The sequence below is a fragment of the Blastococcus sp. KM273128 genome, from assembly GCF_021698975.1.
In the GTDB taxonomy this organism is placed as follows: Bacteria; Actinomycetota; Actinomycetes; order Mycobacteriales; family Geodermatophilaceae; genus Blastococcus.
This window is the reverse complement of sequence record NZ_SSXA01000010.1, coordinates 16,487-36,036: the sequence shown is the minus strand read 5'-3', so window position 1 is coordinate 36,036 and position 19,550 is coordinate 16,487. Positions and strand designations below refer to the sequence as shown.

Here is a 19,550-nt window from a genome sequence, read left to right as displayed (position 1 = left end):
CCGCCCGGACGGCGCCGCTCCCCCGGACGGGTGAGCGGCGGTGCCCGCACCTCGCCGGGTGCTCCAGCCCGGGGTAGCGGTGGTCGATGCACCTGTCGACCACGGTGGAGGAGCACGGGTGAGGATCTGGTTGCTGGCGTACGGCGCGCTGTACGTCGTCGTCGAGCTGGTCGGGCACCGGCTGGAGACGATCGGCTGGCCCCGGATCACCGCCCTCGACGTGGCGACGGCGGTCACCGACGCCTTCCTCACCGTCTCGATCACCCTCGCCGTCCTGCTGGCCGGGCACCTGGCGCTGCGCCGCTGGTCGCCGGCGGCGGCCGCCCGGCTGCGCCCGCCCGCGGCCCCGGTGTTCCTCGCGGAGCGGCCGATCGGCGTGCGCTCGTGGCGGCCCGAGCCGCTGGCGCTGCCGTCGGCCACGCCCGCCCGCGACCCGTACTCGGTCGGCGCCTACGGACCCGTTCGAGGCCGCCGCGGCCGGCGCGTGGCCCCCGACTTCCCCGAGGAGCCCGGCCGCCTGCTGTGACCCGCGGAAGGAGTCGCAGGTCACAGTTGAGCCGCGCCGGTGTTCTCTTCCGGCGATCGACGGCTAGGGTGGGCGCGTCGGGAAGGCCCTGCGCTATGGCAGGACCCCGATGCACCACCTCAGCTAGGAGCGAGCAATGCCCGAAGGAACTGTCAAGTGGTTCAACGCGGAGAAGGGGTTCGGCTTCGCCACCCCGGACGGCGGCGGACCGGACGTGTTCGTCCACTACTCGGCCATCCAGACCAGCGGGTACCGCTCGCTCGATGAAGGCCAGCGGATCGCGTTCGACATCGAGCAGGGCCAGAAGGGCCCGCAGGCTGCGAACGTCACCCCGCTCTGATCGCCTGATCAGCACGAGGCCCCCGTCCGGTTCCCGGGCGGGGGCTTCGTCGTTCCCGGGCCCGGCTGTGCCGCGCCCGCACTGCCGGGCGGCCGGACCGGTCAGCGGGCGCGGGGTACGTACCCGCCGATCAGCGCCGACATGAGCAGCGCGCCGTCGTGCTCCCCCACCGCGGCGGCCGCCTCGGCGAACGCCCGCCAGCGCTGCCGCTCGACGTCGGTGTGCGCGTTCGCGGCCCGGGCCGCCAGCTGCTCCAGCAGCCGCTCCCACTCGCCCTGCGGGGTCGGCCAGAGGCCGGTGAGCCGGCGCGCCTCCGCCGAGATCGCGGTGATGCGCACGATGTCGCCGGCGTGGTTGGTGAGCGGCTCGATGTAGCCGGCGGCCGCCAGCGCCTTCGCCGCCGCGATCACCTCCGCCTTCGGCAGCCCGCTGCCCGGCACCACCGATCCCAGCAGGTAGGGCGCGCCGCCGTGCTTCGGCTCGTCGACCAGCCGGGCGATCGCCCGCAGCACGGGCAGGTCGCGGGTGAACCAGACGTCGGGCAGCAGGCCGTCGGGCGGCTCGGGGGCTGAGGTCACCCCGCCAGTGTCCCCCGGCCCCCGGACGCGCCGGTGCCCCGCCTCCCGGGGAGGGAGGCGGGGCACTCAGGCCTTTTGTGCACATTCCGCCGGGAGCTGGCGAGCGGCGGGGCCAGGACGGCCCGTCAGCAGCCGCGGGCGCCGGTGAGGTGCGGCCGCGTGGCGAGGACGACGCCCAGCGCGACGTACCCGACGAGCAGGTGCGCGGCACCCACGTACTGGGTGATCTCCGGCAGCAGGAAGGCGGTCGGGACGGTGACCGGCGCCCAGCTCTCGGCGACGGCCGGCCAGAAGCGGGCGACGCCCGTCCAGCGGCCGGCGATCGCGATCCGCACCCCGATCGCCGCCATGCCCAGCATGGACAGCGGCCAGAAGAGGTCGATCACGAAGAAGAAGCCGGTGTCGTAGAGCGCGGGCGTCAGCGCCCACATGAGCGAGGACAGCGTGGCCACCGCCAGCAGGCCGTGCTCGACGTGCAGCAGCCGCCGGGCCAGCCGCCCGGTGCCGATCGCGCCGGTCCGCATCTGCACGGTGACCAGGAAGATCAGGCCGATCTGGAACGCCACCGCGGCCAGGTTGACGACGGTGGCCTGCCAGGTGCCGGCCGGCGGCGTCGTGCCCAGGAACGCGCAGGCGACCGCCCAGCTGCCGGCGCCGGCGGCGAGGGCGACGCCGGCGCGGCGGACCAGGAGGGCGGAGGCCCGGGGTGCGGAGCCGGCGGGCGCGGCCAGGTCGGTGCGCGCCGGGGCGGGGGTGGTGCTGAGCGACATCTCGTCTCCCGTGGTGTGGTGCGGTGCCCTGTGCACCGCCTGGGAGAACCGTCGCGGGGACGCGTCCCGGGCACCCAGGGCCCGCCGCCCCGGATCCGGTCCCGAGAACTGTCCCGGGAGACCCGGGACACCTGCCTCGTGACGTCCAGGACACCGGCAGGCCAGGATCTGCGCGTGCAGACGAGGACCTCTGTCGCGGAGGCGGCCGGCGCCGCGCCCCCGGAGGCCGGCGCCGCGCCCCCGCCCGGCTCCGGTCGGCCGCGCGCCGCCGCCTGGCTCGTCGTCGCCGTGGTGGTGGCCTCGACGGTCGCCGCCGGCGTCCTCGACGCGAGCACCCCGGACGCGGCCCGGGCGGCGCGCGGCGGAACCGAGCTCGGGTGGGTCGTCGCGCTGCCGGGCCTCGCCCTCGCCGTGCCCGCCTGGCTGCTGCTCACCCGCGTGCCCCGCAACGCCCTGTCGTGGGTGGTCGCCGCGACGGCGGTGCTCTGGGCGACGGACGGGCTGGCCGAGTCGTGGCTGACGCATGCGCTGCGCAGCGATCCCCCGCTGGCGGGTGCCGGCTTCGCCTCCTGGACCGTGGAGCGGCTCGGGGCGCTCCTGCTGCTCGGCCTGCCGCTGCTGCTGCTCCTCTACCCCGACGGGCGGCTGCCCGCCGGCCGGCTGCGCCGGCTGTCCGTCGCGAGCCTGGTCTCCAGCGCGCTGCTGCCGGCCCTGCTGCTGGTCGTCCCCTCCGAGGTCGCCTACTCGCGGGACGGCTCCGGCGTGCCCGACGTCTACGCGGGCATCGACCTGGACCTCACCACCCTGCCGATCCCGCCGGAGATCGCCCAGGCGGGGCTGCGGATCGCCTTCCCGCTCGCCCTGCTGGGGGTCGCGTTCCCCGCGGCCGCGGTCGTGACCCGCTACCGGCGGGCACGCGGTGAGGACCGCCGCCGGATGCGCTGGCTGCTCTGGGCGGCCGTCGTCGACCTGCTGGTGATGCTCTCCACCTTCCTCCTGCCGGGCGGCCCCACCACCGCGACCCTCTCCCTCGCCGTGGCGCTGACCGGGACGGCGGTCACCCTCGGCATCCTGCGCCCGCGCGCGGTCGACATCGACCGGCTGCTCGGCGGCACCGTGGTCTACGGCGTGCTCGGCATCGGCGTGGTGCTGCTCGACCTCGCGGTGCTCGCGGGTGCGGGGGCCCTGCTCGGCGACCGGTTCGGCGAGCGGGACGCCACGCTGCTGACGCTGCTGCTCGTCGCGGCCGCCTACGTGCCGCTGCGCGCACCGCTGTGGCGCCTGGTCCGGCGCTGGGTGCTCGGCGAGCGGGACGACCCCTACCGCGTCGTCTCGGAGCTGGCGGCGCGGCTGGAGCGGTCCGAGGACGTCGAGGCCCAGCTCGTGGCGATCGCGGCGGGCGTCGCCGAGGCGTTCCGCTCCCCCTACGTCGGGGTCGAGGTCGACCACGCGGCCGGTGAGCGGCTGGTGGCCGAGCACGGCCGGCGGCCCGCCTCCGTGCGGTCGCTGCCGATCGCCTACCGCGGCGAGGAGGTCGGCCGCCTGCTGCTGCCCGGCGACGGCGTCCGGGCGCACCTGGTCACCCGCGACGAGGGGCTGCTGGCCGACGTCGTGCGCCAGGCGGCGGCCGCCGCACGGGCCAGCTCGCTCGCCGCCCAGCTGCAGCAGAGCCGGGAGGAGCTGGTGTCCGCGCGCGAGGAGGAGCGGCGCCGGCTGCGCCGCGACCTGCACGACGGGCTGGGTCCCAGCCTGGGCGCCGTCGTCCTGCGCATCGACACCGCCCGCAACCTCACCGCCGCGGGGCGCGCCGAGGACGCCGACCGGCTGCTGCGCGCGGCCCGGGACGACGTCGCCGGCGCGCTGGGCGACGTCCGCCGGCTGGTGCACGACCTGCGGCCGCCGGCGCTGGACGACCTGGGCCTGACCGGGGCGGTGCGCCAGCAGGCCGACCGGCTGCTGGGCGCCGGCACGGTCACCACGGTGGAGGCCGACCCGGCCGCCGACGACCTCCCCGCCGCGGTCGAGGTCGCCGCCTACCGCATCGCGTCGGAGGCGCTGGCCAACGTCGCCCGGCACGCCGGCGCCACGACCTGCCGGGTGGAGCTCGTCCGCGGCGGCGACCGGTCGCTGGTGCTGACCGTGACCGACGACGGCGTCGGCATCCCGCCGGACGCCCCGGCAGGGGTGGGGCTGGTGTCGCTGCGCGAGCGCGCCGCCGAGCTCGGCGGCCGGTGCACGGTGTCCTGCCCGCCCGACGGCGGGACGGTGGTGCGGGCGGTCCTGCCCGCCGAGGGAGGAGAGAAGCGTGGGTGAACCCGCCCGGGACGACGAGCCGCTGCGGATCGTCGTGGCCGACGACCACCCGGTCTACCGCGACGGCCTGGCCATGCTGCTCGACAGCGTCCCGGGCATCAGCGTGGTGGGGGCCGCCGCCGACGGCGAGGCGGCGGTCGCCCTGGCGCTCGAGCAGCAGCCCGACGTCGTCGTCATGGACGTGCAGATGCCCGGCATCGACGGGATCGAGGCGACCCGGCGGGTGACCTCGGCGTCGCCGTCGGTCGGCGTCGTCGTCCTCACCATGAGCGAGGACGACGGCACCGTGTTCGCCGCCGTCCGTGCCGGTGCGCGGGGCTACCTGCTCAAGGGCGCCGACCAGGAGGAGGTCGTGCGGGCGGTCACCACGGTGGCCTCGGGCGGCGCGGTGTTCGGCGCCGCGCTGGCCCGGCGGATCGCCGACTTCTTCGCCGGCGGGCCGTCCGGGCCGGAGACGGCGTTCCCGCAGCTGACCGCGCGCGAGCGGGAGGTGCTCGACCTGGTCGCCGCCGGGCGCTCCAACGCGCAGATCGCCGCCGCGCTGTACCTCTCCCCCAAGACGGTGCGCAACAACGTCTCCAACGTGCTGGCCAAGCTGCAGGTCACCGACCGGGCCCAGGCGATCGTGCGGGCCCGCGACGCCGGGCTGGGCCGCTGAGCACCGGGAATGGCGGCGCGGAGCCGCTCGTTCGACCAGGCATGACGACCTCCCCCCAGAAGCCCCAGGTCACGAAGACCGACGAGGAGTGGCGGGCGCAGCTGTCGCCGGAGGAGTACCAGGTGCTGCGTCAGGCCGGCACCGAGCGGCCCTGGACCGGTGAGTACGTCGACACCAAGACCGTCGGCGTCTACGAGTGCCGCGCCTGCGGTGCCGAGCTGTTCCGCTCGGAGACCAAGTTCGACTCGCACTGCGGCTGGCCCTCGTTCTACGAGGCCTCCGCCGAGGACAACGTGATCCTCCGCGAGGACCGCAGCTTCGGGATGGTCCGCACCGAGGTGCTGTGCGCGACCTGCCACAGCCACCTGGGCCACCTGTTCGACGACGCGCCGCAGACGCCGACCGGCGACCGCTACTGCATCAACAGCGTCTCGATCCGGCTCCAGCCCGCGGAGTAGCCCGCTCCCGGGGTCGTCCTCGTGCTCCCGGGGTCCTGCAGGACTCCCGGGGCGCGAGGAACACCCCGGAAGGCGATCAGGCCAGGTCGTGGACCAGCTCGGCGACGGCCTTGCGGACGCCGGTGTAGAACGGCACCTCCTCGCGGACGTGCCGCCGGGCCCGGCTGGCCCGCAGGTCGCGCATCAGGTCGACGATGCGGTGCAGCTCGTCGGCCTCGAAAGCGAGCATCCACTCGTAGTCGCCCAGGGCGAAGGCGGCGACGGTGTTGGCCCGCACGTCGGGGTACGGCCGGGCCTGCATGCCGTGCTCCTTGAGCATGTCCCGCCGCTCCTCGTCGGGCAGCAGGTACCACTCGTAGGAACGCACGAACGGGTAGACGCAGATGTAGCGCCGCGGCTCCTCCTCGGCCAGGAACGCCGGGATGTGGCTGCGGTTGAACTCCGCGGGGCGGTGCAGCGCCAGCTGCGACCACACCGGCTCCAGGTGCCGGCCCAGGGTGGTGCGGCGCAGCCGGGTGTAGGCCTCCTGCAGCGCCTCGGCGGTGGGCGCGTGCCACCACACCATGAGGTCGGCGTCGGCCCGGAAGCCGGCGACGTCGTAGGTGCCGCGGACGACGACGTCCTTGCCGGCCAGCTCGGTGAACAGCTCGGTCACCTCGGCGGCGACGTGGTGGCGCCGCTCGTCGTCCAGCGGGCGGGCCAGCCGGAACACCGACCACATCGTGTAGCGGATCGTGGCGTTGAGCTCGTTGGCCCGCTTGCCGATGCTGCGTTCCTCGACCTGGTCGCTCATGCCGCCCATTGTCGCGCGCGCGGCGCGCCCGCAGCCCGCGAGGGTCTGTGATCTACCGCGGGACGGCGACCAGCAGCGGCCGCGACCGGCCGGGCAGGCAGGCTGCGGCGGCGAGGCCGAGCGCGACGGCGTCCTCGAGGAGGGCGGCCTGCAGGTCGGGCATGCGGGAGAGGGCCCAGCGGCGCCAGCGCAGGCCGCCGACGCTGCCGGCCAGGCCGCCCACCGCCGCGGCCAGGACGGGCAGCGCGCCGTTCGCCCGCTCGCGCGCGGCCAGCGCCCGCCCGCCGGCCGCCGCGGCCGCCAGCCGACCGACCAGCGGGCCGGGCTGCGTGCGGTCGGGGGTGCCCGGCTGCTTGTCGGCCATGACCTCCCCGGCCAGCGACGCCAGCGCGACCAGCCGGGCGGGCCGCGAGCGGTGCCCGGGGGCGCCCGGCCGGGTCGGCGCGGTCAGCGCCGGTCCGGCGAGGCCGAGGGAGCTCCGGCCACCGGCCGCCAGGCCCAGCAGCAGCGCCCGGGCCGTCAGCCCCGCCGACGCCGGGCGGACCGGGGCGGCGCGCTCGGCCTCGGTGGGCACGCCCTCCAGCACCGCCTGCACCGCGGCCCCGTAGGCCAGGTGCGGGACGGCGTCGGCCAGCCACTCCTCCCTGCCCCAGGTGCGCGGGTCCTCGACCCCGAGCGCGGCGACCGCACCGTCGGTGAGCGCCATCGACGTGCCGCCGGCGACGAGCGCGCCCACCGGCGCGGGGAAGCGCACCCCCGCCGAGCGCAGGGCGCTGGCCAGCAGCCCGCCGGCCAGGCCGTTGGCGGTGCCGGCGAGCGCCCCCAGGGCGCCGAGCCGGCTCCGGCGGGCCTGCCCGCGGCCGGGCACGTCGCGGCCGAGCGCGGACGCAGCGGCCTCGACGGTGCGCTCCGGCACCGAGCTGGCCGGTCGGCCGCGGACGGCCATGTCGAGGTGGTTCACGGCGTCGAGGACCACGGTGCCCAGGGCGCCGGCCGCGAGACCGCGGAGGAGGGTGCCGGTCATGCCCCGACCCTGCGGGGCTGCGCCGCCCACGGCAAGCCGGGGTCAGCGCGTGGAGCGCTCCCCGGTGGACGGGGCATGGCGCGGCGCGGGCACGCGGTGCGCCTCGCGGCAGGCGTCGCAGGCAGCCATCCAGACGTGGTGGCGGAGGCATCGGTGCGGTCGGGACGTGGTGTGGATCGGGGTGGTGCGGGTGTTCACGCCGATCCCAACGCGGTGCCATCGCCCGGGATGCCCGTGGCCGGAGGTGGCCTCGGCCACGGGCGTCCCGGGAACCGCTCACCGCCGGCCGGGAGGGCTGAGCCAGGCGTCGGGCGCGATCTCCACCCTGCGGCGCGGCGCCTAGAGCAGTGCCGCCACCGCGTGCTGGGCGTCGCGGATGCAGGCCGGGACGCCGACCCCGCGGAAGGCCGCCCCCGCGATGCCCAGTCCCGGCACCTCCGCGACGGCGGCGCGCACGGCGTCCACCCGCGCCTGGTGCCCCACGAGGTACTGCGGCAGGCCGCCGCCCCAGCGGACGACGGCGGTCTCCAGCGGCTCGGGTCGCGCGAGGCCGAGCAGGTCGGCGACGTCGGCGACCACCGCGGCGGTGAGGTCCTCGTCGGTGCGCTGGAGCTCCGACTCGTCGCGGAACCGGCCCACCGACGAGCGCACCAGCAGGGCGTCCCCGCCCAGGTGCGGCCACTTGCTGGACGAGACGGTCACGCCCTTCACCAGCCGGCCGGTCACCGGGGGCACCAGCAGCCCGCTCCCGGCGTCGACCTGCTGGGCGGGGAAGGCCATGGCGACGACGGCCATCGAGGCGTACGGGATGCCCTGCAGCGGCGCCGTGGCGCCGGGGGCGACGCCGGCCAGCAGCCGGGCGGCCTTGCCTGCGGGGACGGCGACCAGGACGGCGTCGGCGGGCAGCACCTCGGGCGTGCCGACCGGGCCCACCGAGACCTCCAGCCCCGTCGCGGTCCGCCGGATCCCGTGGGCCGGGGTGCGCAGCCGGACCTCCGCCCGCGCCGCGGCGACCAGGGCCGCCGGCAGCGCGCCGATGCCCTGGTCGACGGTCGCGAACACCGGGCCGTCGGCGTCACCGCGGCTGCGGGTGCCGGCGTCCCGGGCCGCCGCGGCGGCGGCGAGCACGGAGGGCGAACCGGGCAGGTGGGCGAAGAGGGCCGGCATCGTGGCCTGGAGGGACAGCTCGTCGGCCCGGCCGGCGTAGACCCCGCCGAGCAGCGGCTCGACCAGCCGGTCGACCACCTCGTCGCCGAGCCGCCCGCGCAGCAGCGCGCCGACGGCGACGTCGCCGTCGACCGCCGGGGGTGGCAGCTCCGCCTCGGCCCGCACCCGGGCGACGCCCGCCGGCGAGAGGATCCCGTCGAGCCCGTCCGCGGACGCCGGCACGCCGAGCACGGTCCCGGCCGGCAGCGGGAACCGGCCCTCGGGCAGCACGACGGCGGCCTGGGTGGTCGCGGGCGCGACCAGCCGGTCGCCCCAGCCCAGGGCCTCGACCAGCGCGACCGCCTCCGGTACCCGGGCCAGCACAGCCTCGGGCCCGGTGTCGTACCAGTGGCCGGCCAGCTCCACGCGGTGCAGCTTCCCGCCGACGCGGTCGCCGGCCTCCAGGACGACGATCTCGTCGTCCGGGCGCCGGCGGCGCCACTCGAAGGCGGCGGCCAGCCCGGTGATCCCGGCGCCGACGACGACCAGGCGGCGGGGGCTCATGCGGTGGGCGACGCGGTCAGCTCGTGGACCAGCTCGACGACGTGGGTGAGCACGTCCGGATCGGTCTCGGGCAGCACGCCGTGACCGAGGTTGAAGACGTGCCCGCGGGCGGCCCTCGCCTGCTCCACGATGCGGCGGACCTCGCGGTCGACGGTCACCCGGTCGGCCAGCAGGACGGCGGGGTCCAGGTTGCCCTGCAGCGACCGCCCCGGGCCCACGCGGCGCGCGGCCTCGTCGAGCGGCACCCGCCAGTCCACCCCGACGACGTCCGCGCCGGCGTCCCCGATGAGCGGCAGCAGCTCGCCGGTGCCCACGCCGAAGTGGATGCGCGGCACGTCCCGCTCGCCCAGCCCGTCGAACACCGCCCGCGAGTGGGGCAGCACCCGCTCGGCGTAGTCGGCGGCCGAGAGCACGCCGGCCCACGAGTCGAACAGCTGGACCGCCGAGGCACCGGCGTCGATCTGCGCGCGCAGGAAGGTCGACGAGGACACCGCGAGCTTCGCCAGCAGCCGCGACCACGCCTCCGGCTCGGCGTACATGAACGCCTTGGTGCGGGCGTGCTCCTTGGAGGGCCCGCCCTCGATGAGGTAGGTGGCGAGGGTGAACGGCGCCCCGGCGAAGCCGATGAGCGGGGTGGCCCCGAGCTCGGCGACCAGCGCGCGCACCGCCGTCCCCAGGAACCCGAGCCGGTCGGGGTCGAGGTCGGGCAGGGCGTCGACGTCGGCGACGGTCCGCACCGGCTGCGCGACGACGGGGCCGACGCCGGGCTTGATCTCGATGTCGACCCCGGCGACCACCAGCGGCAGCACGATGTCGGAGAAGAAGATCGCCGCGTCCACCCCGTGCCGGCGGACCGGCTGCAGCGTGATCTCGGTGATCAGGTCGGGGTCCTGGCAGGCGTCGAGCATCTTGGTACCGGCGCGCAGGGCCCGGTACTCGGGCAGCGAGCGGCCGGCCTGGCGCATGAACCAGACCGGGGTGCGGCTCACCGGGAGGCCACGGGCGGCGCGGACGAGGTCGGAATCGGCCGGGGACGCCGAGGCGGGAGCGGGACTCACGACCGCCGATCCTCCCAGACCGCCGGGAGGCTCCGCGCCGCCGTGTGCGGCGCGTCGGCGTCACCGCGCCGCCTCCCGGCCTACGCTGCGGACGTGGAGCCGCGCAACCTGGCCGACGCCGGGGACCGGGACCGGGACGACGCCGTCCCGGCCGCGTTCCGCGCCGCCCTGGATTCGCTGGCCGCGGTGCGGGTGCGCCCGGAGATCGAGCTCGGCCGCATCCCGGCCCCCCAGCGCCTGGCGCCGTTCGCCGTCGCCCTCGGCGCCCGCGTGGCCGACCCCGAGGCCGACGACGAGGACGACGCCGAGATAGCCAGCGCCCGGTTCATCGTGCTGTTCGACCCCGACGGCCACGAGGCCTGGCACGGCACGACCCGCTGCGTCGGCTACCTCTCCGCCGCGACCGACGAGGAGCTGGTGGACGACGCCATGTTCTCCGAGGTCGCCTGGAGCTGGTTGACCGACGCGCTGGGCGACTGCGGCGCCACCCACCACACCGTCGGCGGCACGGTCACCCGCACCGCGTCGACGCGGTTCGGCGAGCTGGCCGGCCCCGAGCACTCGGTCGACGTCGAGCTGCGCGCCTCCTGGACGGCCGTCGGCACCGACCTGGACCGGCACCTCGCCGCCTGGCTCGAGGTGCTGGGCAACGCCGCCGGGCTGCCCCCTCCCGGCGTGCACCTGCTGGGTCCCTCCGACCGGGTCGGCAGCGAGACTCTCTAACATCGGTGCGGCACAGCGGCACCGAGCCCGCCTGAGCCGGTGCTCCCCTCGGATCGGCGCGATCGTCGCGGCGGCCCTCGGCCCGGGCGCCGGTGGACCGAACGACGAGGACCGGCAAGAAGGTGGACGGCAACTGAGCACCGACCCCACTCCCCGGCCACCGCAGGACCCGGCGGCCCCCGAGGGCCCCGAGGCGATCCCGCTGCTGGCCCCCCGCGACGGGCTGCCGCCGGTCATCGAGACCTCCACGCAGCTGGTCGAGTACGCCGAGGCGCTGCGCGGCGGCACCGGCCCGGTCGCCGTCGACGCCGAGCGCGCCTCCGGCTACCGCTACGGGCAGCGCGCCTACCTGGTGCAGCTGCGCCGCGAGGGCTCCGGCACCGGCCTGCTCGACCCGATCCCGCTGCCGGACCTCTCGGTGCTGCAGGCCGCGATCGCCGACGTCGAGTGGGTGCTGCACGCGGCCAACCAGGACCTGCCCTGCCTGGCCGAGATCGGGCTGGTCCCGGCCCGCATCTTCGACACCGAGCTGGCCGCCCGGCTCGCCGGTCTGCCACGGGTGGGCCTGGGCGCCGTCGTCGAGTCGCTGCTCGGCTACTCGTTGCAGAAGGGGCACTCCGCCGCCGACTGGAGCACCCGCCCGCTGCCGGAGGAGTGGCTGGTCTACGCCGCCCTCGACGTCGAGGTGCTGGTCGACCTGCGCGACGCGCTGGCCGCGATCCTCGAGGAACAGGGCAAGGCGGAGTGGGCGCGGCAGGAGTTCGAGGCGATCCTCGCCGCCGGCCCGCCCGCGCCGAGGCAGGACCCGTGGCGGCGCACGTCCGGCGTCCACGGCCTGCGCAGCCGCCGGCAGCTCGGCATGCTCCGGGCCATCTGGGAGGCGCGCGACGAGCTGGCCCGCAAGCGGGACGTCGCCCCCGGCCGGGTGCTGCCCGACTCGGCGATGGTCGCCGCCGTCCAGGCCGATCCGAAGAACGAGGGCGCCCTGCTGGAGCTGCCCGTGTTCCGCGGCCGGGCCAACCGCCGCCTGGTGCGGCACTGGTTCGACGCGCTCGCCCGCGGCAAGGCCCTGCCCGAGGACGAGCTGCCGCTGCACAGCAAGCCGGGCGACGGGCCCCCGCCGGTGAACCGCTGGGCCGACCGCGACCCCGCCGCCGCCACGCGGCTGCAGGTCGCGCGGGCCGGGCTCGCCGAGCTGTCGGAGAAGCACTCGGTGCCGGTGGAGAACATCCTCTCCCCCGACCTGGTGCGGCGGATCATGTGGAGCCCGCCGGAGCCGCGGGACCCGGGTGCGGTCGCCGAGGCGCTGCGGGCCGGGGGCGCCCGCGAGTGGCAGGTCGAGCTGGCCCGCGACCTGCTCGCCGACGCCGCCACCCGCGCCTAGGTCCGGCAGCGGGGTGGCTGCCCGGTGGGACGGTCACCCCGACGGTCGCTCCGGGGGTCGGCGGCACCTGCTGCCAGGCGGGTCGAGCCGCGCCACCGACCGTCGAGCCGCGCCCTGGTGCGGCTCGACGGTCGGTGGCGCGGCTCGACATGCTCCCCCGGGCGCCGAACCCACCCGCGCGCGAAGAGGACCCCCGGGCGCCGAGATCCTGGGCGGGGGTCACGGGACGACGGACGACGACGCCGGCGCCGCCCGCGGGTGCGGGCGGCGCCGGCGTCGGCGTGGTCGCCTGCCGCCCGCCGGCGCTGAGCACGACGGGCGGCAGGGGTCATCGTCGGGCGGTGGCGGCCCGTCGGCGGGCGAGCGCGTCGACGCTCGCGGCGAGCAGCAGCACCCCGCCGGTGATGATGAAGTTCAGGTACGCCGCGACCCCGAGCAGCCCCAGCCCGTTGGCGATGATCGCGATGACCAGACCACCGAGGACGGCGTCCCGGGCCCGGCCGCGGCCACCGAAGAGGCTGGTGCCACCGATGACGGCGGCGCCCACCGCGTACAGCAGCGTGTTGCCCGCACCGGCGTCCGGCGTCACCGAGCTCAGCCGCGAGGTGGCCAGGATGCCGCTGATCGCCGCGAGGCTCGACGAGATCACGAACGCCAGCACGCGGATGCGGGTCACGTTGATGCCGGCCCGGCGCGCGGCCTCCGCGTTGCCGCCCACGGCGTAGACGTGCCGCCCGAAGCTGGTCCGCGAGAGCACGAAGGTGAGCACCAGCAGCAGCACGACCACCAGCGGCACCGCGTACGGGATACCGGCGAGGTCGATGGCGGCGGCCAGCGCCCGGTCCACGCTCAGGATCGCCGTCACGCCGAACACGACGACGGCGATCACCGCGATGCGCAGCACCACGAGGAGCAGCGGCTGGTGCGCCAGGCCGCGGGCGCGCTGCGACCGCCAGCGCCACAGCTCGAAGGCCGCGTAGGCGACGACGACCAGCACGGCCAGGATCCAGCCGAGGGTGACCGGCAGGTTCTCGTTGGCCAGCGCCCGGATCACCGGCTCGCGCACCGGCACGGTGCCGCCCTGCCCGATCAGCCGCAGGGTCACGCCCTGGAAGCCGAGGAACAGCGCCAGGGTGACGACGAAGGACGGGATGCCGACGATGCCCACCAGGCTGCCGGTAAAGACGCCGATGACGGCGCCGGCCCCGATCGCGCCCAGCACGGCGATCGGCCAGGCCACCCCGGCCTGCACCAGGAGCTGTGCCAGCACCGCCGAGCAGACGCCGCTGACCACACCGGCGGAGAGGTCGATCTCGCCCAGGAGCAGGACGAAGACCAGGCCCATCGCCAGCACGATGATCGGCGTCGACTGGACCAGCAGGTTGGCCAGGTTCAGCGGGGTGAGGAAGGTGTCCGGCCGCAGCGCGGTGAACAGGATGCCCAGGACGACGATGCCCAGGACGGCGGGCAGCGCGCCGAGGTCGCCGGCCCGCAGCTTGTTCAGGTAGCCGCGGACGGCGCCGCCGACGGTGTTGTCCCGCTGGTCGCCCTCGAAGCCCGCGGCCGGCTTGTGCGGACCGCTGGCCTCGGCGGCGGTCAGGGTGTTGCTCGACATGGGGGTCCTCTCAGTCCTCGAGCGCGTCGGACGCGAGCCCCAGCTCGCCGGAGCGGCCGGAGGTGATCAGCTCGATGACCTGGGTGCGGTCGACCTCGGAGATCGGGACGTCGGCGGCGACGCGGCCCAGGTACAGGGCGGCGACGCGGTCGGCGACCTCGAAGACGTCGACCATGTTGTGGGTGATGAAGACGACGGCGTGACCGGTGTCGGCGAGCCGCCGCACCAGGTCGAGCACCTGCCGGGTCTGGGCGACGCCCAGCGCGGCGGTCGGCTCGTCGAGGATGACGAGCTTGGACTCCCAGAGCACGGCCTTGGCGATCGCCACGGTCTGCCGCTGGCCACCGGACAGGCTGGACACCAGCTGGCGCACCGACTTCAGCGTGCGCACCGAGAGCTTGGTCAGCGTGTCCCGCGCGGCCTCCTCCATCGAGGCCTCGTCGAGGACCACGCCGCGCTTGCGCTCGCGGCCCAGGAACATGTTCTGGACGACGTCGAGGTTGTCGGCCAGCGCGAGGTCCTGGTAGACGACCTCGATCCCCAGTCGAGCGGCGTCGCGGGGGCCGTTGAGCTGCACCGGCTTGCCCTCGAACTCGACGGTGCCCGAGTCGATGGGGTGGATGCCGGCGATGGACTTGATCAGCGTGCTCTTGCCGGCGCCGTTGTCACCGACCAGCGCGGTGACCTTGCCGGGGTAGACGTCGAGGTGGACGTCGTGCAGGACCTGGACGGCCCCGAAGCTCTTGTTGACCCCCCGCAGGCTCAGCGTGGGCCGCTCGAGGGTCGAGGAGGTGGGAGGGGTCTGTTCGAGTGCGGACACCGCTGCGTCCTTCCAGCAGGGAACGGTCGGTGGAGACCGTGGCGGGACGATAGGCCGCCCTGCCGGCCCCGGGCGAGCCGGGGCGGCAGGGCGGAAGCACGCGGCCGGGGCACCCGCGGAAGGGGTGCCCCGGCCGGATGGCTCAGGAGATGCCGAGCTCGGTGCAGGCGGCGGCGTACTCACCGGTGCAGACGTCGGCGGCGGTCTGGTAGCCGTCGTCGATGACCTGCTTCACGTTGTCCCGGAAGATCGAGACCGGCTCGAGCAGCACCGAGGGGACCTCGCGCTGACCCTCAGGATCCTCGACCGAGCCGTCGACCTCGGGCTCCTCGCCGTTGACCAGGGCCACGGCCAGGTCGGCCAGGGCCTGCGCCTCGTCGGCGATCGGCTTGTAGACGGTCATGCACTGCTCGCCCGAGAGGATGTTCTGCAGCCCCTCGACCGTCGCGTCCTGACCGGTCACCGGCACCTGCCCGGCCACGTTGTTGCGGGCCAGGATCGAGACGACGGCGTTGGCCAGGCCGTCGTTCGCGGCGAGCACGCCCTGGATGTCACCGCCGGCCTGGGTGTACATCTGCTCGAAGATCGTGGCGGCCTGCTGGTTGTCCCACTCCGGCACGGCCTGCTCGGCGACCTGCGTGTACTGGTCCATCTCGTCGAGGACCTCGTGCGCGCCCTGCGAGAACAGCGTGGCGTTGTTGTCGTCGGGCGAGCCGTTGAGGAAGGCGATGTTCGCCGGCTCGTCGCCGAGGCACTGCGCCAGGCCCTCGCCCTGCAGGCGGCCGACCTCGGTGTTGTCGAACGAGACGTAGTAGTCGCTCTCGCCGCCCAGGGTGAGCCGGTCGTAGTCGATCGTCTGCACGCCCTGCTGCTCGGCCTGGCGCTGGATCGCCGCACCCGAGGCCGAGTCGAGGTTGGTGATCGCCAGGACGGTGACGCCCTCGGTGATCATCTGCTCGGCGATGGTGCTCATCCGCTGGGCGTCGCCCTGCGCGTTCTGGATGTCGTACTCGACACCGGCCTCCTCGAAGGCGGCCTCGAGCAGCGGGCGGTCGGCCGACTCCCAGCGGGCCGAGGAGGCGGTGTCGGGGAGGATCACGCCGACCTTGCCGGCCGCGGCCTCGCCGCCGCCACCGCCGCCGCCGTTGCCACCGTCGCTGTCGTCGCCGCCGCACGCGGCCAGGCCGAAGACCAGGGCCGCAGCGATCGCCGTCGTCACCGTGCGCCGTCGCGCCATGAGAGGGACCTCTATTTCGTTGGGGTTACAGAGAAATTCCGGCGGGTCATCTTGCGCGCCACCTCCTTGTGACCGCAAGCACACCCCCGCGCCGTTGCCGGACCGTGATCCGGAACCCCCTCGAACGGGGGCCGTGCCGCGCTTGGCCCGGCCGGTTACCGGCGGGTAACTTGTAGCCCGCCGCGCCCTCCCGGGCCCGGTCCCGAAACCTGCGGAGGTCCCATGTCCCGCTCGCTGCGTGAGGTCGTCTTCGTCGACGGCGTGCGCACCCCCTTCGGCAAGGCCGGCCCGAAGGGCATCTACGCCGAGACGCGCGCCGACGACCTCGTCGTCCGCGTGATCCGCGAGCTGCTGCGCCGCAACCCGGCGCTGCCGGCCGACCGCGTCGACGAGGTGGCGATCGCCGCCACCACCCAGATCGGCGACCAGGGCCTGACCCTGGGCCGCACCGCCGCCCTGCTGGCGGGGCTGCCGAAGTCGGTGCCCGGCTACTCGATCGACCGCATGTGCGCCGGCGCGATGACCGCCGTGACCACCACCGCCAGCGGCATCGCCTTCGGCGCCTACGACGTCGCCATCGCCGGCGGCGTCGAGCACATGGGCCGCCACCCGATGGGCGAGGGCGTCGACCCCAACCCGCGGATCGTCAGCGAGAAGCTGGTCGACCCCTCGGCGCTGGTCATGGGCTCGACCGCGGAGAACCTGCACGACCGCTTCCCGCACCTGACCAAGGAGCGCGCCGACGCGTTCGCGCTGGCCAGCCAGCAGAAGTTCGCCAAGGCGCTGGCCAACGGCAAGATCGGGCCGGAGCTGGTCCCCGTCGCCACCCGCTCGGCCGAGCAGGGCTGGGGCGTGGCCACCGTCGACGAGCCGCCCCGGCCGCAGACCACCCTCGAGGGCCTGTCCACCCTCAAGACGCCGTTCCGCCCGCACGGGCACGTGACCGCCGGCAACGCCGCGGGGCTGAACGACGGTGCCACCGGCTGCCTGCTGGCCGCCGAGGACGTCGCCGAGGAGCTCGGCCTGAACGTCGGGATGCGCCTCGTCGGCTACGGCTTCGTGGGCGTCGAGCCCGAGGTCATGGGCGTCGGCCCGGTCCCCTCGACCGAGCGCGCCCTGGCCCGCACCGGCCTGACCATCGAAGACATCGGCCTGTTCGAGCTGAACGAGGCCTTCGCCGTCCAGGTGCTGGCGTTCCTCGACCACTTCGGCATCGCCGACGACGACGAGCGGGTCAACCCCTGGGGCGGCGCCATCGCCGTCGGCCACCCGCTGGCCTCCTCGGGTGTCCGCCTGATGACCCAGCTGTCGCGGCAGTTCGCCGAGCGCCCCGACGTCCGCTACGGCCTCACCGCCATGTGCGTGGGCCTCGGCATGGGCGCCACCGTGATCTGGGAGAACCCGAACTGGGAGGGCAACACCAAGTGAGCGCCGTCTTCGAGAACGAGGTCGTGACCGCCGCCAAGGTGCGGTTCCTGACCTACCCGGGCCTGGTCGGCGAGATCGCGCTGATCACGCTCGACAACGGCCACGACCACACCCGGCCGTCCACCTTCGGTCCCGGCGGGCTGGCCTCGCTGGACGCCGCGCTGGACGAGATCGCGGCGCACTCCCCCGCCCCGGCGGCGATCGCCGTCACCGGCAAGCCGTTCATCTTCGCCGTCGGCGCCGACCTCTCCGGCGTCCCCTCGGTGACCGACGCCGCCGCGGCGCGGGAGATCGCCGAGACCGGCCACCGGGTGTTCCGGCGGCTCAAGGACTCGACGATCCCGACCTTCGCCTTCGTCAACGGCGTCGCGCTGGGCGGCGGCCTGGAGCTGGCGCTGCACTGCCACTACCGGACGATCAGCGCCGGTGCCGCCGTCGGCTTCCCCGAGGCCTTCCTCGGCCTGGTGCCCGGCTGGGGCGGCACGCAGCTGCTGCCGAACCTGATCGGCATCGACCCGGCCGTCACGGTGGTCGTCGAGAACGCCCTGGCGCAGAACAAGATGACGCCCGCCCCGAAGGCGGCGGAGCTCGGCATCGCCGACGCGCTGTTCGAGCCGGCCGACTTCCTCGAGCGCTCGCTCGGGTGGGCGGTCGGCGTCCTCGACGGCTCGGTGCAGGTCTCCCGCCCGCAGATCGACCGGTCCGCCTGGGACGGCGCCATCGAGCGGGCGAAGGCGATCGTCGCCGGCCGCACCCGCAACGCCTCCCCCGGCGCCGTCCGGTCGGTCGAGCTGCTCGACCTGGCCCGGGCCGGCGTCGACGGCGAGGCCTTCACCGCCGGGACGGCGGCCGAGGACGACGCGCTCACCGAGCTGCTGATGAGCGACCCGCTGCGGGCCTCGCTCTACTCGTTCGACCTGGTCAACAAGCGGGCCAAGCGCCCGGCCGGCGCGCCGGACAGGTCGCTGGCCCGCAAGGTCACCAAGGTCGGCGTCGTCGGCGCCGGCCTCATGGCCTCGCAGCTGGCCATGCTGTTCGTCCGCCAGCTCAAGGTGCCGGTGGTGCTCACCGACATCGAGCAGGCGCGCGTGGACAAGGGTGTGGCCTACGTCCACGGCGAGCTGGACAAGCTGGCCCAGCGCGGCCGGCTGAGCGCCGACAAGCTCAACCAGCTCAAGGGCCTGGTGACCGGCTCGCTGTCCAAGGACGCCTTCGCCGACGCCGACCTCGTCATCGAGGCCGTCTTCGAGGAGATGTCGGTCAAGCAGCAGGTGTTCTCAGAAGTCGAAGCGGTCGTGTCCGACACGTGCGTGCTGGCGACCAACACCTCGGCGCTCTCGGTGACCGAGATGGCCGCCAAGCTCGAGCACCCGGAGCGCGTGGTCGGGCTGCACTTCTTCAACCCGGTCGCCGTCCTCCCGCTGCTGGAGGTGGTCCGGGCCGAGCAGACCGACGACGCGACGCTGGCCACCGCCTTCGCCGTCGGGAAGTCGCTGAAGAAGTCCTGCGTGCTGGTCGCGGACGCCCCGGCGTTCGTGGTCAACCGGCTGCTCACCCGCTTCCTCGGCGAGGTCACCTCGGCCGTGGAGCAGGGCACGCCGGTGGAGGTCGCCGAGCGCGCGCTCGACCCGCTGGGCCTGCCGATGACGCCGTTCGAGCTGCTCTCGCTCGTCGGCCCCGCGGTGGCGCTGCACGTCGCCGAGCGCATGCACGAGGCGTTCCCCGACCGGTTCGCCGTCGGCGAGGGGCTCAAGCGGATCGTCGAGCTGGGCAGGACGAGCGTCTTCGTCGAGCCGGGCGTCGTCGACCCGGAGCTCGCCGACGCCTTCGCCGGCGACTCACCCCTCACCGAGGAGCAGGTGCGCGAGCGGGCGCTGGGCGCGCTGGCGCAGGAGATCCGGCTGATGCTGGACGAGGGCGTCGTGCAGGCGGTCCAGGACATCGACCTGTGCATGATCCTCGGCGCCGGGTGGCCGTTCTGGCTGGGCGGCATCTCCGCCTACCTGGACCGGACGGGCGTCTCCGAGCGGGTCACCGGCTCCCGGTTCCTCCCGGAGGGCGTGGCCTCCCTCCCCGCCTGACCCCGGCCGGGATCAGGTGAGCTGATCGTCGAGC

18 protein-coding genes are annotated in these 19,550 nt (G+C 75.3%); 9 read left to right on the top strand and 9 right to left on the bottom strand.

Annotation, left to right across the window (positions count from 1 at the left end):
• The first annotated feature begins 118 nt into the window (after window positions 1–118).
• Both E9529_RS04820 and E9529_RS04815 read left to right on the top strand, forming a co-directional pair.
• A complete protein-coding gene (locus E9529_RS04820) occupies window positions 119–526 on the top strand; it encodes a hypothetical protein (RefSeq protein WP_236829964.1) in 408 nt (135 codons plus the stop codon).
• A 136-nt stretch (window positions 527–662) separates the two neighbouring features.
• Window positions 663–866 (top strand): cold-shock protein, encoded by a 204-nt coding sequence (locus tag E9529_RS04815; RefSeq protein WP_040339721.1) that lies wholly within the window; start codon window positions 663–665, stop codon window positions 864–866.
• 101 nt (window positions 867–967) lie between these two features.
• Here E9529_RS04815 and E9529_RS04810 read toward each other — a convergent pair whose 3' ends face one another.
• Complete coding sequence (locus tag E9529_RS04810) at window positions 968–1,444, bottom strand: hypothetical protein (protein WP_236829963.1); 477 nt, start codon at window positions 1,442–1,444, stop codon at window positions 968–970.
• A 125-nt stretch (window positions 1,445–1,569) separates the two neighbouring features.
• Complete coding sequence (locus E9529_RS04805) at window positions 1,570–2,214, bottom strand: hypothetical protein (protein WP_236829962.1); 645 nt, start codon at window positions 2,212–2,214, stop codon at window positions 1,570–1,572.
• A 174-nt stretch (window positions 2,215–2,388) separates the two neighbouring features.
• Between E9529_RS04805 and E9529_RS22565 the strand changes: the two genes are divergently transcribed.
• From E9529_RS22565 to msrB, 3 genes are read left to right on the top strand one after another with little or no spacing between them, the layout of a single operon-like run.
• Window positions 2,389–4,527, top strand: coding sequence for a sensor histidine kinase (locus tag E9529_RS22565; protein WP_236829961.1), 2,139 nt, complete (start codon window positions 2,389–2,391; stop codon window positions 4,525–4,527).
• Entirely contained in the window at window positions 4,520–5,185 is a 666-nt protein-coding gene (locus E9529_RS04795) for a response regulator transcription factor (RefSeq protein WP_236829960.1), read from the top strand. The genes E9529_RS22565 and E9529_RS04795 overlap by 8 nt, the downstream gene beginning before the upstream one ends.
• Window positions 5,186–5,226: 41 nt before the next feature.
• A complete protein-coding gene (gene msrB / locus E9529_RS04790) occupies window positions 5,227–5,643 on the top strand; it encodes a peptide-methionine (R)-S-oxide reductase MsrB (protein ID WP_236829959.1) in 417 nt (138 codons plus the stop codon).
• Window positions 5,644–5,719: 76 nt separating this feature from the next.
• On the opposite strand, the gene hemQ is transcribed toward msrB, so the two are convergent.
• From hemQ to hemE, 4 genes are all read right to left on the bottom strand, one after another.
• Window positions 5,720–6,436 carry a hydrogen peroxide-dependent heme synthase gene (gene hemQ, locus E9529_RS04785; protein ID WP_236829958.1) on the bottom strand — a complete coding sequence of 239 codons (717 nt, stop codon included), beginning with the start codon at window positions 6,434–6,436 and terminating at the stop codon, window positions 5,720–5,722.
• Window positions 6,437–6,488: 52 nt separating this feature from the next.
• Entirely contained in the window at window positions 6,489–7,460 is a 972-nt protein-coding gene (locus E9529_RS04780) for a hypothetical protein (protein ID WP_236829957.1), read from the bottom strand.
• A gap of 339 nt (window positions 7,461–7,799) precedes the next feature.
• Window positions 7,800–9,170: a protoporphyrinogen oxidase gene (gene hemG / locus E9529_RS04775; RefSeq protein ID WP_236829956.1), complete on the bottom strand. Its 1,371-nt coding sequence runs from the start codon at window positions 9,168–9,170 to the stop codon at window positions 7,800–7,802.
• Window positions 9,167–10,228 carry a uroporphyrinogen decarboxylase gene (gene hemE / locus E9529_RS04770; RefSeq protein WP_236829955.1) on the bottom strand — a complete coding sequence of 354 codons (1,062 nt, stop codon included), beginning with the start codon at window positions 10,226–10,228 and terminating at the stop codon, window positions 9,167–9,169. The genes hemG and hemE overlap by 4 nt, the downstream gene beginning before the upstream one ends.
• Before the next feature lie 93 nt (window positions 10,229–10,321).
• On the opposite strand from hemE, the gene E9529_RS04765 reads away from it, so the two are divergent.
• Together E9529_RS04765 and E9529_RS04760 are read left to right on the top strand one after the other, a co-directional pair.
• Window positions 10,322–10,951, top strand: a complete 630-nt coding sequence (locus E9529_RS04765) for a DUF3000 domain-containing protein (RefSeq protein WP_236829954.1) — start codon at window positions 10,322–10,324, stop codon at window positions 10,949–10,951.
• Window positions 10,952–11,084: 133 nt separating this feature from the next.
• Window positions 11,085–12,335 (top strand): ribonuclease D, encoded by a 1,251-nt coding sequence (locus E9529_RS04760; protein WP_374201312.1) that lies wholly within the window; start codon window positions 11,085–11,087, stop codon window positions 12,333–12,335.
• Between the two features lie 328 nt (window positions 12,336–12,663).
• On the opposite strand, the gene E9529_RS04755 is transcribed toward E9529_RS04760, so the two are convergent.
• From E9529_RS04755 to E9529_RS04745, 3 genes are all read right to left on the bottom strand, one after another.
• The gene (locus tag E9529_RS04755) at window positions 12,664–13,950 is read right to left on the bottom strand and encodes a sugar ABC transporter permease (protein ID WP_236829953.1); all 1,287 of its coding nucleotides are present in this window, start codon (window positions 13,948–13,950) and stop codon (window positions 12,664–12,666) included.
• A gap of 10 nt (window positions 13,951–13,960) precedes the next feature.
• Window positions 13,961–14,770 (bottom strand): ATP-binding cassette domain-containing protein, encoded by an 810-nt coding sequence (locus E9529_RS04750; RefSeq protein ID WP_236825075.1) that lies wholly within the window; start codon window positions 14,768–14,770, stop codon window positions 13,961–13,963.
• 142 nt (window positions 14,771–14,912) lie between these two features.
• A complete protein-coding gene (locus E9529_RS04745) occupies window positions 14,913–16,007 on the bottom strand; it encodes a sugar ABC transporter substrate-binding protein (protein WP_236829952.1) in 1,095 nt (364 codons plus the stop codon).
• Window positions 16,008–16,229: 222 nt separating this feature from the next.
• On the opposite strand from E9529_RS04745, the gene E9529_RS04740 reads away from it, so the two are divergent.
• The gene (locus tag E9529_RS04740; RefSeq protein ID WP_236829951.1) at window positions 16,230–17,435 is read left to right on the top strand and encodes a thiolase family protein; all 1,206 of its coding nucleotides are present in this window, start codon (window positions 16,230–16,232) and stop codon (window positions 17,433–17,435) included.
• The gene (locus E9529_RS04735; RefSeq protein ID WP_236829950.1) at window positions 17,432–19,516 is read left to right on the top strand and encodes a 3-hydroxyacyl-CoA dehydrogenase NAD-binding domain-containing protein; all 2,085 of its coding nucleotides are present in this window, start codon (window positions 17,432–17,434) and stop codon (window positions 19,514–19,516) included. Before E9529_RS04740 ends, E9529_RS04735 begins: the two co-directional genes overlap by 4 nt.
• Window positions 19,517–19,550: the final 34 nt, after the last annotated feature.

What these genes read in the sequence shown, in the direction of transcription:
- E9529_RS04815 (WP_040339721.1), top strand. Translation starts at nt 663, where the DNA reads ATGCCCGAAGGAACTGTCAAGTGGTTCAACGCGGAGAAGGGGTTCGGC.
- E9529_RS04805 (WP_236829962.1), bottom strand. Translation starts at nt 2,214, where the DNA reads ATGTCGCTCAGCACCACCCCCGCCCCGGCGCGCACCGACCTGGCCGCG.
- msrB (WP_236829959.1), top strand. Translation starts at nt 5,227, where the DNA reads ATGACGACCTCCCCCCAGAAGCCCCAGGTCACGAAGACCGACGAGGAG.
- hemQ (WP_236829958.1), bottom strand. Translation starts at nt 6,436, where the DNA reads ATGAGCGACCAGGTCGAGGAACGCAGCATCGGCAAGCGGGCCAACGAG.
- E9529_RS04780 (WP_236829957.1), bottom strand. Translation starts at nt 7,460, where the DNA reads ATGACCGGCACCCTCCTCCGCGGTCTCGCGGCCGGCGCCCTGGGCACC.
- hemG (WP_236829956.1), bottom strand. Translation starts at nt 9,170, where the DNA reads ATGAGCCCCCGCCGCCTGGTCGTCGTCGGCGCCGGGATCACCGGGCTG.
- E9529_RS04755 (WP_236829953.1), bottom strand. Translation starts at nt 13,950, where the DNA reads ATGTCGAGCAACACCCTGACCGCCGCCGAGGCCAGCGGTCCGCACAAG.
- E9529_RS04745 (WP_236829952.1), bottom strand. Translation starts at nt 16,007, where the DNA reads ATGGCGCGACGGCGCACGGTGACGACGGCGATCGCTGCGGCCCTGGTC.
- E9529_RS04740 (WP_236829951.1), top strand. Translation starts at nt 16,230, where the DNA reads ATGTCCCGCTCGCTGCGTGAGGTCGTCTTCGTCGACGGCGTGCGCACC.